Annotated in this window: 12 protein-coding genes and 2 tRNA genes; 8 read left to right on the forward strand and 6 right to left on the reverse strand. The window is 71.1% G+C overall.

Annotated features, from left to right (window positions below; genetic code table 11):
* Positions 1–15: 15 nt before the first annotated feature.
* Positions 16–618, forward strand: a complete 603-nt coding sequence (gene orn / locus BUB75_RS16270) for an oligoribonuclease (protein ID WP_245806267.1) — start codon at positions 16–18, stop codon at positions 616–618.
* Between the two features lie 94 nt (positions 619–712).
* A tRNA-His gene (locus tag BUB75_RS16275) sits at positions 713–788 on the forward strand.
* Positions 789–858: 70 nt separating this feature from the next.
* On the opposite strand, the gene BUB75_RS16280 is transcribed toward BUB75_RS16275, so the two are convergent.
* Positions 859–2,091 (reverse strand): L,D-transpeptidase, encoded by a 1,233-nt coding sequence (locus BUB75_RS16280; protein WP_073257963.1) that lies wholly within the window; start codon positions 2,089–2,091, stop codon positions 859–861.
* 234 nt (positions 2,092–2,325) lie between these two features.
* Between BUB75_RS16280 and BUB75_RS16285 the strand changes: the two genes are divergently transcribed.
* The 4 genes from BUB75_RS16285 (at position 2,326) to BUB75_RS16300 (ending at position 4,080) form a co-directional block, all read left to right on the forward strand.
* Positions 2,326–2,398, forward strand: a tRNA-Lys gene (locus BUB75_RS16285).
* 60 nt (positions 2,399–2,458) lie between these two features.
* Positions 2,459–3,217: a formylglycine-generating enzyme family protein gene (locus tag BUB75_RS16290; RefSeq protein ID WP_073257965.1), complete on the forward strand. Its 759-nt coding sequence runs from the start codon at positions 2,459–2,461 to the stop codon at positions 3,215–3,217.
* A gap of 110 nt (positions 3,218–3,327) precedes the next feature.
* Positions 3,328–3,543, forward strand: a complete 216-nt coding sequence (locus tag BUB75_RS16295) for a hypothetical protein (protein ID WP_073257967.1) — start codon at positions 3,328–3,330, stop codon at positions 3,541–3,543.
* Positions 3,544–3,699: 156 nt separating this feature from the next.
* Complete coding sequence (locus tag BUB75_RS16300; RefSeq protein ID WP_073258478.1) at positions 3,700–4,080, forward strand: VOC family protein; 381 nt, start codon at positions 3,700–3,702, stop codon at positions 4,078–4,080.
* Between the two features lie 12 nt (positions 4,081–4,092).
* On the opposite strand, the gene BUB75_RS16305 is transcribed toward BUB75_RS16300, so the two are convergent.
* Both BUB75_RS16305 and BUB75_RS16310 read right to left on the reverse strand, forming a co-directional pair.
* Positions 4,093–6,432: a heavy metal translocating P-type ATPase gene (locus BUB75_RS16305; protein WP_073257969.1), complete on the reverse strand. Its 2,340-nt coding sequence runs from the start codon at positions 6,430–6,432 to the stop codon at positions 4,093–4,095.
* 11 nt (positions 6,433–6,443) lie between these two features.
* Entirely contained in the window at positions 6,444–7,472 is a 1,029-nt protein-coding gene (locus tag BUB75_RS16310) for a hypothetical protein (protein WP_218617554.1), read from the reverse strand.
* A gap of 114 nt (positions 7,473–7,586) precedes the next feature.
* Between BUB75_RS16310 and BUB75_RS16315 the strand changes: the two genes are divergently transcribed.
* On the forward strand, positions 7,587–9,656 hold the full coding sequence (locus tag BUB75_RS16315) for a heavy metal translocating P-type ATPase (protein WP_073257973.1): 2,070 nt from the start codon (positions 7,587–7,589) through the stop codon (positions 9,654–9,656).
* Here the strand turns inward: BUB75_RS16315 and BUB75_RS16320 are convergent.
* The 3 genes from BUB75_RS16320 to BUB75_RS16330 are packed head-to-tail and all read right to left on the reverse strand — an operon-like array spanning position 9,643 to position 12,040.
* The gene (locus tag BUB75_RS16320; protein WP_084741267.1) at positions 9,643–10,854 is read right to left on the reverse strand and encodes an MFS transporter; all 1,212 of its coding nucleotides are present in this window, start codon (positions 10,852–10,854) and stop codon (positions 9,643–9,645) included. The two genes, BUB75_RS16315 and BUB75_RS16320, sit on opposite strands and share 14 nt — an antisense overlap.
* Positions 10,855–10,883: 29 nt before the next feature.
* Positions 10,884–11,462, reverse strand: a complete 579-nt coding sequence (locus BUB75_RS16325; RefSeq protein ID WP_073257974.1) for a TetR/AcrR family transcriptional regulator — start codon at positions 11,460–11,462, stop codon at positions 10,884–10,886.
* Positions 11,459–12,040 (reverse strand): sugar O-acetyltransferase, encoded by a 582-nt coding sequence (locus tag BUB75_RS16330; RefSeq protein WP_073257976.1) that lies wholly within the window; start codon positions 12,038–12,040, stop codon positions 11,459–11,461. The genes BUB75_RS16325 and BUB75_RS16330 overlap by 4 nt, the downstream gene beginning before the upstream one ends.
* Before the next feature lie 71 nt (positions 12,041–12,111).
* Between BUB75_RS16330 and BUB75_RS16335 the strand changes: the two genes are divergently transcribed.
* The gene (locus BUB75_RS16335) at positions 12,112–12,651 is read left to right on the forward strand and encodes a hypothetical protein (protein WP_073257978.1); all 540 of its coding nucleotides are present in this window, start codon (positions 12,112–12,114) and stop codon (positions 12,649–12,651) included.
* Positions 12,652–12,763 lie beyond the last annotated feature (112 nt).

A 12,763-nucleotide genomic window follows, 5' to 3' on the forward strand; every position in this document is an offset into this window, starting at 1 on the left:
GATAGGCTGCCGTGCGTGACTGAGCGTTTGGTGTGGGTCGACTGCGAGATGACCGGGCTCGAACTGGAGCACGACGCGCTCATCGAGGTTGCGGCTCTCGTTACCGATTCCGAGTTGAACATCCTCGGTGAAGGCGTCGACGTGGTGATCCACGCCCCCGACGACGCGTTGAGCGGGATGCTCGACGTCGTCCGGGAGATGCATGCGAAGTCGGGGCTCACCGAGGAGGTTCGAGCCTCGACCGTGTCGATCGCCGAGGCCGAGGACCGGGTGCTCTCGTACATCACCGAGCACGTCCCGGACCCGAAGTCGGCCCCGCTGTGCGGGAACTCGATCGCGACCGACCGGGGATTCCTCGCCCGGGACATGCCGCGGCTCGACAACTACCTGCACTATCGGATGGTCGATGTCTCCTCGATCAAGGAGCTGTGCCGGCGCTGGTACCCGCGGGTGTACTTCGGGCAGCCCGCGAAGGGGCTCGCGCACCGGGCGCTGGCTGACATCCGGGAGAGCATCCGGGAACTCCAGTACTACCGGCAGGCGATCTTCGTCCCCCAGCCCGGTCCGGACGTGGAGCAGGCGAGGGCCATCGCAGCGGGGCTGGCCGACCCGGAGTGACGGGGATCCGATTCTCGAAGGGGGTATCGAGGTCGAGGTGTCCCCAGCGGGACCGCTATGATGAGTGAGCCGCGCGGGTGACTGCGCGAGCATGGTGGCTGTAGCTCAGTTGGCAGAGCACCGGGTTGTGGTCCCGGGTGTCGTGGGTTCAAATCCCATCAGTCACCCCACAGAGCGAAGGGCCGGTCCATTCGGACCGGCCCTTTGTTGTGGGCCGCCGACGCTCGGCGGCCCGCACCGTCACTTGATGGCGCTGCCGGCCTTGTACTCCTCCCAGGAGAGCTCCCAGTCGGTCCAGCCGTTGCCCTTCTCGACGTGCACCTCGGTGCCGACGACCTCGATCGGGTCGCCCTTGAGCGTCAGCTCGTAGAACCAGCTCGCGTTGGCGGTCGACGCATTGACACACCCGTGCGAGACATTCTCACGTCCCTGCGAGCCGACCGACCACGGCGCGGCGTGGACGAACTCGCCACCCCAGGTGAACCGGACGTCGTAGTACACCACCTGCCGGTAACCGTCAGGCGAGTCCGACGGCACGCCGAACGTCCCGGAGTCGAACGTCTTCTGGTACGCCTTCTCCATCGCGACCATCCGGCCGGACGACGTCGGCGTGCTGCGTTTGCCGAGGCTGATCGGGAACTTCCGGAGCAGCTTGCCGTCCCGGTAGACGTACATCGTCTTTTCCTTGTTGACGATCTTGCTCGTCACCGCGCGCCCCACCGTGAACGTGGCGAACCGGTCACGCTTGCCGTAGTTCCCGTTGCCCATCGGCAGGCCGCCGATCGCGAGCCGCACCGAGACCTTCGTGCCGGTCGGCCAGTAGTCGCGCGGGCGGTAGTGGATCTCGTTCGCCGCGAACCAGTGCCAGGACCCCTCGACGGCCGGCGTACTGGTGACGAACAGCCGCTTCTCGACCGCGGCCCGCTGGGCCTTCGGGATGCTGTTGGTGAATTCGACGACGATCGGCAGCCCGACGCCCACCGTGTCACCGTCGTTGACGTAGAGGTCGGCGCCGGTGATCGAGTACGGCTTGGCCATCGTCGTGAACGTGGACGTCACGGACTTGCTGTTGCCGCTGCCCTGGCTCGCGGTGGCGACGACCTTGTAGGTCGTGCTGTACGCGAGTTGCCGGGCCGGCACCCAGGACTTGCGGTCGGTGGCCACGTTGCCCGGCACCGGCTTGCCGTCGGTGCCGGTGAGCGTCACGGTCTCGAGGGCACCGTTGGTGGCGAACGTCAGCACCGAGCTCGTCAGCACCTTCGTCGCCTTGTTCGCCGGCGCCGTGAGCGCGAGCGTCGTCGGCGGCGCGGACGGACTCTTCGCTATGTTGCCGGCCGGGCTGAACTCGCCGGTCGGAGCGCCTGACGCGCTGTCGCACGCGGCCAGCAACCCGACGGCGAGCACGGCGGCGCCGACCCGCTTCGCCCATTGCCCACCGACGTTGTCGCTGCTTGAGGCGCGGACCGCCCGCATCGTCACCCCGCTCGTTCGCTGAACTTCCGGCCCATCCCGTGCCGTATACCTACACGACACTGTGAATCACCTGTACACGATGTTGTCAACCCCTACGGAGGTAGGGACGCGTCGGTTCACCGTTCTTCCGAGGGGTGTGACGGACGGCTCGGCTTACCGATTTCAGGCCCGAGGCGGCGGCTGCTATCGTTGTCTCTCGTCACCCGGGGTGGTCGCCCCTCCCGGGACCGACGGGCGCCATTAGCTCAATAGGCAGAGCAGCTGACTCTTAATCAGCGGGTTCGGGGTTCGAGTCCCTGATGGCGCACTTTCTTGTTTCCGCAGGTCAGCCCTCTGTGAGCACGTACGGCTGCTAGCGTCCGGTGCTATGTGGACCGAAGAGATCGTGGCCGGGCGGCCGGCGTGGCGGCACACCCCATCCGGCGTGGTCTTTCGAGCGGTATCGGCTGGCACCTACCGCATGGGCCTGTCCGAGGCCGAGCTGGCGGCGGTACGCGCGATCGAGCTCAATGGCGGCGCCGAGGACACGCTTGAGCCATTCTTCGCCGGCGCCGGGGACGCCCAGCCGGTCCGCGAGGTGCGGGTCGAACCATTTCTGATCGCCCGGCACCCGTTGACGGTCGCGCAGGTTCAGCACTGGTTGCCCGAGTACGAGGACGACTACGCCGACGCGGACTCCGGCACGGCCCGGCTCGAGGACGACCTCGACGACCTGCTCGAGGCGCTCCCGTTCCGGCTACCCAGCGAGGCCGAGTGGGAGTACGCGGCCCGGGCAGGCACCGCCACCGTGACCTTCCGCGGAGACGGCAAGCCCGGCGAGGACCAGCTGCTCGACGACTTCGGCAACGAGCAGCGGACGGCCGCCGCTGAGAACGCGTTCGGGCTGGCGGCCATGGGCTCGGCGGCCGAAATCTGCGCCGACGTATGGATTCCCGGGTTCGCGGGCGCACCGGCGGATGCCCGTCCACGCGTCGGTGACGGTCCCCGGGTGGTCCGCGGTGGCGCCGCCGACCTCTACCCGTGGCAGGGCTGTGACGAATGGCTGCTGCTGCTCTCCGCCACCCGGTACGAGCACGCCCAGTTCACGGCGGTCCGCCCGGTCGCGCCGGTGCCGCCCTGGAAATAGCCTGCTCGGGCCGCCGCACTGCCGCCGTCGGAGGAAGTGGTTGCGGCTGTCACCGGCGCGGTCGCCACAAATCATGCTGCTGCACGTCAAGGCGGTGTGAACATGACGCCATGACTACCTGGCGCTTCACCGTCGATGGCCACGACTGGATCGTCCGCGAGCGCGTCGGGCAGCACGGCGTCTACGACTACGAGTGGCTCACCGGTCCTAACACCTATGGGTTCACCGGGGCCGCCTCCGGCGGGACGATCGACGAGGACGACATGAAGGTTGCCATCGCCGACTTCCTCGCCGAGATCAACCCGGAGACCGGTTACCTGGACTGACCGGAGCGTGCGCCTGCCGGGAAAGTGGACCCGCTTGGGCTAGTCATAGCTGGCCCAGACGGGTCCACTCGCCGCGGCGCTGCTTCGAACAGCGGGTGGCCGGCTCGGCCGGGTACGGTCGCGGGATGTCCCACCCGCTGAGAGGCGGTGCCGTTGATGGCATGTCGTATCGGTGAGCTCGTGCTCGGCTGCCGCGACCCGGAGGTGCTGGCGCGGTTCTGGTGCGAGGTTCTGGACTTCGTCGTGCTCGATCGGGAGGACGACGGGTCGATCGAGATCGGGCCGCGGGAAGGGTTCGGCGGGCCGCAGCCGACGATCTTCCTCAGTCGCCGGGACGAGCCGGAGAAGGGCAAATCCCGGCTGCACATCGACGTCAACCCCACCGACCGCGACCAGGACGCCGAGCTCGAACGCCTGCTGAAGATCGGAGCGCGCCCGGCCGACATCGGTCAGACGGGTGACGAGTCGTGGCATGTCCTCGTCGACCCGGAAGGCAACGAGTTCTGCCTGCTCAAGACCCGTCTCAACGCACTCTGACGCGTCGCGGAGTCACCTGCTGGGCCGGAAGCCTCGAAGGCGGAGGCTGTTGGTGACGACGAACACGGACGAGAACGCCATCGCGGCGCCGGCGATCATCGGGTTGAGCAGTCCGGCGGCCGCCAGCGGCAGGGCGGCGATGTTGTAGGCGAAGGCCCAGAACAGGTTGCCCTTGATCGTGGCCAGCGTCCGGCGCGACAGGCGGATCGCGTCGACGGCTGCCATCAGGTCGCCGCGGACGAGCGTGAGGTCGCTGGCCTGGATCGCGGCGTCGGTGCCGGTGCCGATGGCCAGGCCGAGGTCGGCTTGGGCGAGTGCGGCGGCGTCGTTCACGCCGTCGCCGACCATCGCGACGATCTTGCCGTCGGCCTGCAGTTGCTTGATGACGTCGACCTTCTCGGTGGGCAGGACCTCCGCGATGACCTCGTCGATGCCGACCTGGCCGGCGACCGCGCGGGCGACCGTGGTGTTGTCGCCGGTGAGCAGGATCGGAGTGAGGCCCAGGCCGCGGAGTGCGGCGATCGCGGCACGACTGGTGGGCTTGGGGACGTCAGCGACGGCGAGCAGTCCTCGGACGGAACCGTCCCAGGCGACGAAGATCGCGGTGTGACCGGCTTCCTCGGCGGCGGCGCGGGCGTCGTCGAGATCGGCCGGGATCGTCAGGCCGAGCAGCTGGGCCCGGCCGACCGTCACCTCCCGGCCCTCGACCGTGCCGCGAACGCCAAGGCCCTCGACGTTGCGGAAGCCGGTCACGACCGGCAGCCCACCTGTCCCGGCGACGACCGGCAGCGCACCGGCCACGGCACCAGGGCGGGCGCCGGCCTCGGACGCGGCTCGGGCGCCCGCCTCGGACGCGCCCGCCTCGGACGCGGCTCGGGCTACGGCCTGGGCGATCGGGTGCTCGGACGCGGCCTCGAGCGCCCCGGCCAAGCGCAGCAGCTCGTGGGGATCCTGGCCGTCGACGGGTACGGCGTCCACGAGCGTCATGCGGCCGGTGGTGACGGTGCCGGTCTTGTCGAGCACGACCGTGTCGACGCTGCGGGTGGACTCCAACGCCTCCGGGCCCTTGATCAGGATGCCGAGCTGGGCGCCGCGTCCGGTGCCCACCAGCAGCGCGGTCGGGGTGGCCAGGCCCAGCGCACACGGGCACGCGATGATCAGGACGGCGACCGCCGCGGTGAACGCGGTGGTGAGGCCGTTGCCGGTGCCGATCCAGTAGCCGAGCGTGGCCACCGCAAGGGCGAGCACGATCGGTACGAAGATGCCGGCGATCCGGTCGGCCAGGCGCTGCGCGGACGCCTTGCCGGTCTGCGCCTGCTCGACCAGTCGCGCCATCTGCGCCAGCTGGGTGTCGGCGCCGACGCGGGTGGCGCGGACGATCAGGCGTCCGCTGACGTTGACGGTCGCGCCGATCACCGGGTCGCCGGCGGTGACCTCGACCGGAACGGATTCGCCGGTGACCGTGCTGGCGTCGACCGCGGAACCGCCGTCCTCGATCACACCGTCGGTGGCGATCTTCTCGCCGGGCCGGACGACGAACCGGTCGCCGACCGTCAGCCGGTCGACCGGGATCCGGGTCTCGACGCCGTCGCGCAGCACGGCGACGTCCTTGGCTCCGAGTTCGAGCAGGGCGCGCAGGGCCGCACCGGCGTTCCGCTTCGAGCGGGCCTCGAAGTAGCGGCCGGCGAGGAGGAAGACGGTGACCCCGGCGGCGACCTCCAGGTAGATCGAGCTGGTGCCCATCCCGCGCTCGATCGCCAGGCGGAACGGGTGGGTCAGGCCGGGAGTGCCCGCGTCGCCGAGGAACAGCGCCCAGAGCGACCAGCCGAACGCGGCAAGGGTCCCGAGCGAGACGAGCGTGTCCATCGTCGCCGCGCCGTGCCGGGCGTTGGTCCAGGCCGCGCGGTGGAACGGCAGGCCGCCATAGACGACGACGGGCGCCGCGAGCGTGAGCGACGCCCACTGCCAGTAGGTGAACTGCCATGCCGGCACCATCGCCAGCACGATCACCGGCACGGCCAGCGCGACGGAGATCAACAGCCGCGTGCGCAACGGCGCCAGCTCGTCCGCCGAGGCCTCCAAGGAGTCCGGCCCGACCGGCCCGACCGGCCCGACCGGCGCGGCCGAGACCGGCGGCGGCAGGGTGGCCGTGTAGCCGGTGTTCTTCACGGTGGTGACCAGATCGGCCGGGCTCACGGCGTCGGAGTACTGGACGGTGGCTTTCTCGGTGGCGTAGTTGACCGTCGCCGAGACACCCTCGAGGCGGTTGAGCTTCTTCTCGATCCGCGCGGCGCAGGACGCGCAGGTCATACCGCCGATCTTCAGTTCGATCCGGTTCGATGCGGAGGTCATGGCGGTGATCCCTACTCGTCGTGGCCGTGTGGCGCGGCCGGCTCCGAAGCGGCCGGCTCCGGTGCCGCCGGCTCCCGGCCCGCCGGCTCCGAGGTACCCGGCTCCGAGGTACCCGGCTCCGAGGTACCCGGCTCCGAGGTACCCGGCTCCGAAGCGACCGGCGCACCCGGCCCGGCGTAGGCCGTGAACACCGCGGTGCGGACGCGCCCGGCGTGCTGGAAGTCGAGGAACAGCCCGTAGGCGCCCGCCGACGGAACCTCGGCGTAGAACGTGATCTCCGGTCCGGCCGCGGTACGACCGTCGCCCGGTTCGCCGTCGGGATGGACGTGCAGATAAGCCAGGTCCCCGTCGCGCAGCGCGACCAGATGCCCGTAGGCGCCCAGGTACGGCTGCAGGTCGGTCACCGGCTTCCCGCCACGGGTGACGCTGAGCGTCAGCTTGGACGAGGTGCCGGGCACCAGATCGCCGGTGAGCGTGACCGTGTAGCCGTCCACCGTCGCACTGCGCGCCGGGGCAGGCAGCGGCTCCGGGCGGTAGTCGCCGGCGGCAGGCAGGTCGACGCCGAGCGTGAGCGCCTCGGACCGGCCGGTGGGCTGGAAGTCCGCGAAGACCCGGTACTGCCCGGCGGCCGGCACCGCGAGCGGCAGCGACCAGGTGCCGTCCGCCGCGAGGGCGGGGTGCACGTGCTGGAACCCGGACAGGTCACGCCGCACCACGATGAGGTGCAGTTTCTTCTCGTGCGTCGGGGTGTAGTCGGTGACCGGCTTCCCGTCTGGCCCGACGATCCGGAACGTGAACGGCGTCGGAGCGCCGACGCTCAGGCGTGGAGTGGCCGGGACCAGCCGGTAGCCGTCCTCGGCGACCTGCAGCCCACCCGGGAGGTGCGCCGCGGTCTCCGTGGCGCCGGCGTGGTCACCGCTGTCGGCGTGCGTCTCGGTTACTGCCTCGTCCGGGCCGACGACGTTGCCGACGCCGAGCGACGCGCCGAACACCGCGATCAGGCCGAGCCCGAACGCGGCCAATTTAACCGGGGTACGCATCGGTCACTCCTTCCGATCGGCGAGGTCTCCACCATACCCATACCCCCTCCAGGTATTGCAACCCTTGCGGCATACCCTACGGGGGTATATCTTGCGCTGTCGGAGGTGGTGAGAATGCACGCCCACGAAGGTCACGGCGGGCACGACAAGCACGCCGGGCACGACCCGGAGATGTTCCGCCGCAAGTTCTGGCTAAGCCTGGCCCTGACCGTCCCGATCGTGCTGACCAGCGACATGATCATGGAGTGGTTCGGCTACCAGCTGGACTTCCCGGGCCTGGAACTGGTCGGTCCCGTCCTCGGGACCGTGGTGTTCTTCTACGGCGGCTGGCCGTTCCTCGTCGGTGGTGTCCGCGAGGTACTCGATCGCGCGCCGGGCATGATGCTGCTGATCTCGATGGCGATCACCGTCGCGTACACCGCGTCGCTGGCCACCAGCCTCGGCCTCTTCGAGCTGGACTTCTGGTGGGAGCTGGCGGCGCTGGTCACGATCATGCTGCTCGGCCACTGGCAGGAGATGAAGGCGATCGGCCAGGCGCAGGGCGCGCTGGACGCACTCGCCGCGCTCCTGCCCGACGACGCCGAGCGCCTCGACGAGCACGGCACGCCGCAGCGCGTCGCGGTGGCCGACCTACGCCTCGGCGACGTGGTGCTGGTGCGCTCCGGCGGCCGCGTCCCGGCCGACGGACGGATCACCGACGGCAGCGCCGAACTCGACGAGTCGATGATCACCGGCGAGTCCCGGCCGGTCACCCGCACGGTCGGTGACCGGGTCGTCGCCGGTACGGTCGCCACCGATTCGGCGATCCGCGTGGAGATCACCGCGGTCGGTGAGGACACCGCGCTCGCCGGCATCGGACGACTGGTCGCCCAGGCGCAGGCCGCCGGTGGCCGCGCCCAGGTTCTCGCCGACCGGTTCGCTGCGCTGCTCTTCTACGTCGCCACCGCAGCGGCCGCGGTCACGTTTGTCGTCTGGTGGGCCCTCGGTGACCTCGACCAGTCCGTCGTCCGGACCGTCACGGTCCTCGTCATCGCGTGCCCGCACGCGCTGGGCCTGGCGATTCCGCTGGTGATCGCGCTGTCCACCGCGGTGTCGGCCAAGGCGGGCATCCTGGTCAAGGACCGCCTGGCACTGGAGCGTATGCGCACCGTGGACGCCGTGCTGTTCGACAAGACCGGCACGCTGACCAAGGGCGCGCACGTCGTCACCGGCGTCGCGGCCACCGCCGGCCACACCGAGCAGGAGGTCCTCCGGCTGGCTGCCGCCGTCGAGGCCGACAGCGAGCACCCGCTGGCGCGGGCGATCGTCGCGGCCGCCGCCGAGCGCGGTTCGACCGCTACCGCGTCCGGCTTCCGGTCCCTGACCGGCCGCGGCGTTCAAGCCACTGTCGACGACGTCCGCTACGCCGTCGGCGGCCCCGCGCTGCTCCGCGAGCTGGACGCCACGGTGCCCGACGACCTGGCAAGAGTGACCGAGTCCTGGTCACAGCGTGGCGCCGCGGTCCTGCACCTCCTCCGGCTCGGCGACCACGCGACGCCGGACGTGCACGGCGACCACGCCGCGCCGGACGTGCTCGGCGCGCTCGCTCTCGAGGACGAGGTCCGTCCCGAGGCCCGGCAGGCCATCGCCGAGCTGCGCGCGGCAGGCGTCGGCAAGATCGTGATGATCACCGGCGACGCCCGGCCGGTCGCCGAGGCCGTCGCAGCCGACCTGGGCTTCCGCCCCGGCGTGGACGAGGTCTTCGCTGAGGTGCTGCCCGCGGACAAGGACCAGGCGGTCGCCGAGCTGCAGGCTCGCGGCCTGACCGTGGCGATGGTCGGCGACGGCGTCAACGACGCTCCCGCGCTCGCGCGCGCCGACGTCGGACTGGCCATCGGCGCCGGAACCGACGTCGCGATCGAATCCGCGGGCGTCGTGCTCGCCTCGTCCGACCCGCGCGGGGTCACCGGCGTCATCCGCCTGTCCCGCGCGTCCTACCGCAAAATGATCCAGAACCTGGCCTGGGCTGCCGGGTACAACGTGGTCGCGATCCCGCTCGCGGCCGGCGTCCTGGCCTGGGCCGGCCTGACGCTCAGCCCGGCGATCGGCGCGGTCCTGATGTCGGGCTCGACGATCGTCGTCGCGCTCAACGCCCAGCTGCTGCGCCGGGTCGAGCTGACGCCTCAACCGGTCACGCGCGGTTGACGAGAACGCGCGCGAGGACGGCGGTGACGGTGCCGGCCAGGACGACGGTCAGCAGGCCGACGCGGAGGCTGCTGTGGTCGGCGATCACACCGACCAGCGGCGGCGAGAGCAAGAAGCCGCCGCGCAGCAGCCAGCTGACGATCGTCAGCCCGGTGCCGGCCGACAGGCCGGGCAACTCGTCGGCGGTGTGCATGGCGGCGGGCACCAGCGTCGCGACGCCGAGCCCGGCCGCGGCGTACCCGGCGAGCGTGGCCGGGACCGACGGCACGGCCAGCGCGACGCCCATCCCGACCGCGGCGAGGATCCCACCGCTGCGGACGACCGTGCGCTGCCCGAAGCGGTCGACGACGCGGTCGCCGGTGAGCCGCCCGGCCGTCATCGCGACCTGGAGCGCGACGAACGCGAGCCCGGCGGTGGCGGCGGTGGCGTGCAGGTTGTCGCTCAGGTAGAGCGCACCCCAGGACGCCCCGGCGTCCTCGACCAGCGCACCGCAGGCGGCGAGCACTCCGAGGGCGGCGAGCATGCCGATCGCGGCCCGGCTGACGGCCCGGCGGCCGGCGGTGGCCACCGGGGCATCGTCCGGAACCACCGAGCGCTCGGCGTCCTCCGAGCCGGGCAGCAGGAACCGGAACGCGACCAGCGCGACGGCGCTGAACAGCAGCGCGGAGATGGCCAGGTGCAGGCTCAGCGGGAGCCGCAAGCCCGCGGCCGCGGACCCCATCAGGCCACCGAGCACCGCGCCGACGCTCCACAGGCCGTGAAACGAGTTGACGATCGAGCGCCGGTACAGGCGCTGCACCCGGAGGCCGTGCGCGTTCTGAGCCACGTCGATGACGGCGTCGAGCGCCCCGATCAGGCCCAGCGCGGCGGCGAAGACCACCCAGTTCGGGGCCACCGGGATCGTGAGCGTCATCGCGGCGAGCAGGACGATGCCGAACGCGGCGACCCGAGCCGATCCGAACCGGCGAATCGCGGCCGCGCCGAAGAGGCCGGCCAGCAGCGCGCCGAGCGGCATCGCGGCCAGCGCGGTGCCGAGCAGGGCGTTGCTGACGCCGAGCTCGGCCTTGATCTGCGGGTACCGGGGGACGACGTTGGCGAACAGCGCGCCGTTGGTGAGGAAAACCGCGGCGACAGCGGCGCGGGCCAGCCGCGCCTGCCGGGTCGGGCCGGGCGGGGCGGTGACGGGAGAAGCGAGCACGGTGGATCCTGAACGGTAGGTACGAGGGGTCAGCGCAGGTAGCGCTCGATGGCGTGCCGGATCTGCGCGGCGTTCATCGGATCGGTCGACAGCGCGCTGTGCAGGACCAGGCCTTCGATCAGCGCGTCGAGTTCCCGGGCAGTCGTCGGGTCGAAATGGCGTTCCAGCGCGATGCGGCTACGCCGCATCCACGCCTGGGTGACGGCCTTCAGCGCGGGCTTGCGCGCCGCGGCCACGTACAGCTCCACGGTGAGGACGAGATCGTGCCCCGAGCCGAGCAGGTCGTCGGATACCAGCGCGATCACCGCCTCGATGGCGGCGTTGCGGTCGGCGGCGGCACCGAGCCGCTCGTCGAAGACCGCGGCGACCGCGTCGGCGTGCCGGGTGAACGCCTCGGCGAGCACCTCGTCGAGCGAGGAGAAGTGGTAGGTCATCGAACCGAGCGGCACGTCGGCGACCCGCGCGATCTCCCGGTGCGTGGTGCCGGCCACGCCGCGCTCGGCGATGACCGTCAGCGCGGCGTCGATCAGGCGGTCTCGCCGACCCGGGTCGTGCCGCCGTGCCCTGCGCGGCGCGGGCAGTCGCGCGCTGCCGGGGTGAACACTCATGAGTTCCCGATCGTGCGGATCACCCGCGCCGGGTTGCCGACCGCGACGACGTTCGCCGGCAGGTCGCGGGTGACGACCGACCCGGCGCCGACGACCGTGTTCTCGCCGATCGTCACGCCGGGCAGCACGATCGCTCCGCTGCCGAGCCACACGTTGTCGCCGATCGTGATCGGCTCGGCCGCCTCCCACTTGTCCCGGCGCGGTTGCGGGTCGATCGGATGCGTCGGGGTGAGCAGCTGCACGTTGGTGCCGATCTGCACGTCGTCGCCGATCGTGATCGGGGCGACGTCGAGCGCGACCAGGCCGAAGTTGGCGAACGTGCGTGCGCCGACGCGGAGGTGGCTGCCGTAGTCGACCCGCAGCGGCGGCCGGATCTCGGTGCCTTCGCCGACGGCTCCCAGCAACTCGACCAGCAACGCGCGGCGCCGCTCGGGGTCACGGGCCGAGGTCGCGTTGTACGCGTCGGTCAGGTCCAGCGCCCGCAGGCTCTGCTCGGCCAGTTCCGGGTCGTCGGCGATGTAGAGATCACCGGCGAGCATCCGCTCGCGCATCGTCCGGCCGTCCGCCTCCGTGGTCATGCGTACGACTGTACACATCATTTGTACGGTCGTACATACGCGCCCGAATTATCCGGATCTAGGGTTGGGGCGTGGACCGGGCGCGGAGGAAAGAGCTGATCGCCACCGTGGCGTACGTGGGCCTCGTCGCGGTCTGCGCGACGGTCGGCGCCTACGGCGACTCCGGCGGAGCGGTCGTGCTGGCGTACCTGCTCACGCTGCCCGGCTCGCTCGTCGTGGTGCTGCCGCTGTTCGTCGTCGCGACCGGCATCGACGCGATCGCCCCGTGGTGGGTCGCGTCCGCCGTGGGGGTGGCCGGATATCGGCCTGGCGATGCTCAACTGCTACGTGGTCGCGTGGGTCCGCCGGTGGCGCGCGCGCCGCGAGGACGAGTGATCGCGCGTCCACAAAAGACGGCCAGGCACACCGGGCCCGAGTCCCGGACGCTAGTGCGGATTCGCTCAACACCGCCAGGTATCGGCACGGTGCCCTCCGAGGGGCCACTATTCATCTCGCGCGGCCCCGTCCGCCCGGAACCGGCGGGGTCGCGCCTTGAACTTACGAAGAACGCACAGAAGAGGCGCACCGCCGGCTTCCCCGGCCGGCGGTGCGCCTTCGGCAACCTGAGTTGAGCCCGCTACCGGAATCGGTCTCGCGCGGGCCGCCACAGACCGCGCGATCCGATCAACTCCCGGCGGTATCCGTGGACCCGCCCGACGAGACCCACTCAATCGGGCGGGTGCG

Origin of the sequence: Cryptosporangium aurantiacum (assembly GCF_900143005.1) — a bacterium.
In the GTDB taxonomy this organism is placed as follows: Bacteria; Actinomycetota; Actinomycetes; order Mycobacteriales; family Cryptosporangiaceae; genus Cryptosporangium; species Cryptosporangium aurantiacum.

Coding starts and splice junctions, on each gene's coding strand:
- BUB75_RS16280 (WP_073257963.1), bottom strand. CDS start 2,091: ATGCGGGCGGTCCGCGCCTCAAGCAGCGACAACGTCGGTGGGCAATGG.
- BUB75_RS16290 (WP_073257965.1), top strand. CDS start 2,459: ATGTGGACCGAAGAGATCGTGGCCGGGCGGCCGGCGTGGCGGCACACC.
- BUB75_RS16295 (WP_073257967.1), top strand. CDS start 3,328: ATGACTACCTGGCGCTTCACCGTCGATGGCCACGACTGGATCGTCCGC.
- BUB75_RS16300 (WP_073258478.1), top strand. CDS start 3,700: ATGGCATGTCGTATCGGTGAGCTCGTGCTCGGCTGCCGCGACCCGGAG.
- BUB75_RS16305 (WP_073257969.1), bottom strand. CDS start 6,432: ATGACCTCCGCATCGAACCGGATCGAACTGAAGATCGGCGGTATGACC.
- BUB75_RS16310 (WP_218617554.1), bottom strand. CDS start 7,472: ATGCGTACCCCGGTTAAATTGGCCGCGTTCGGGCTCGGCCTGATCGCG.
- BUB75_RS16315 (WP_073257973.1), top strand. CDS start 7,587: ATGCACGCCCACGAAGGTCACGGCGGGCACGACAAGCACGCCGGGCAC.
- BUB75_RS16325 (WP_073257974.1), bottom strand. CDS start 11,462: ATGAGTGTTCACCCCGGCAGCGCGCGACTGCCCGCGCCGCGCAGGGCA.
- BUB75_RS16330 (WP_073257976.1), bottom strand. CDS start 12,040: ATGACCACGGAGGCGGACGGCCGGACGATGCGCGAGCGGATGCTCGCC.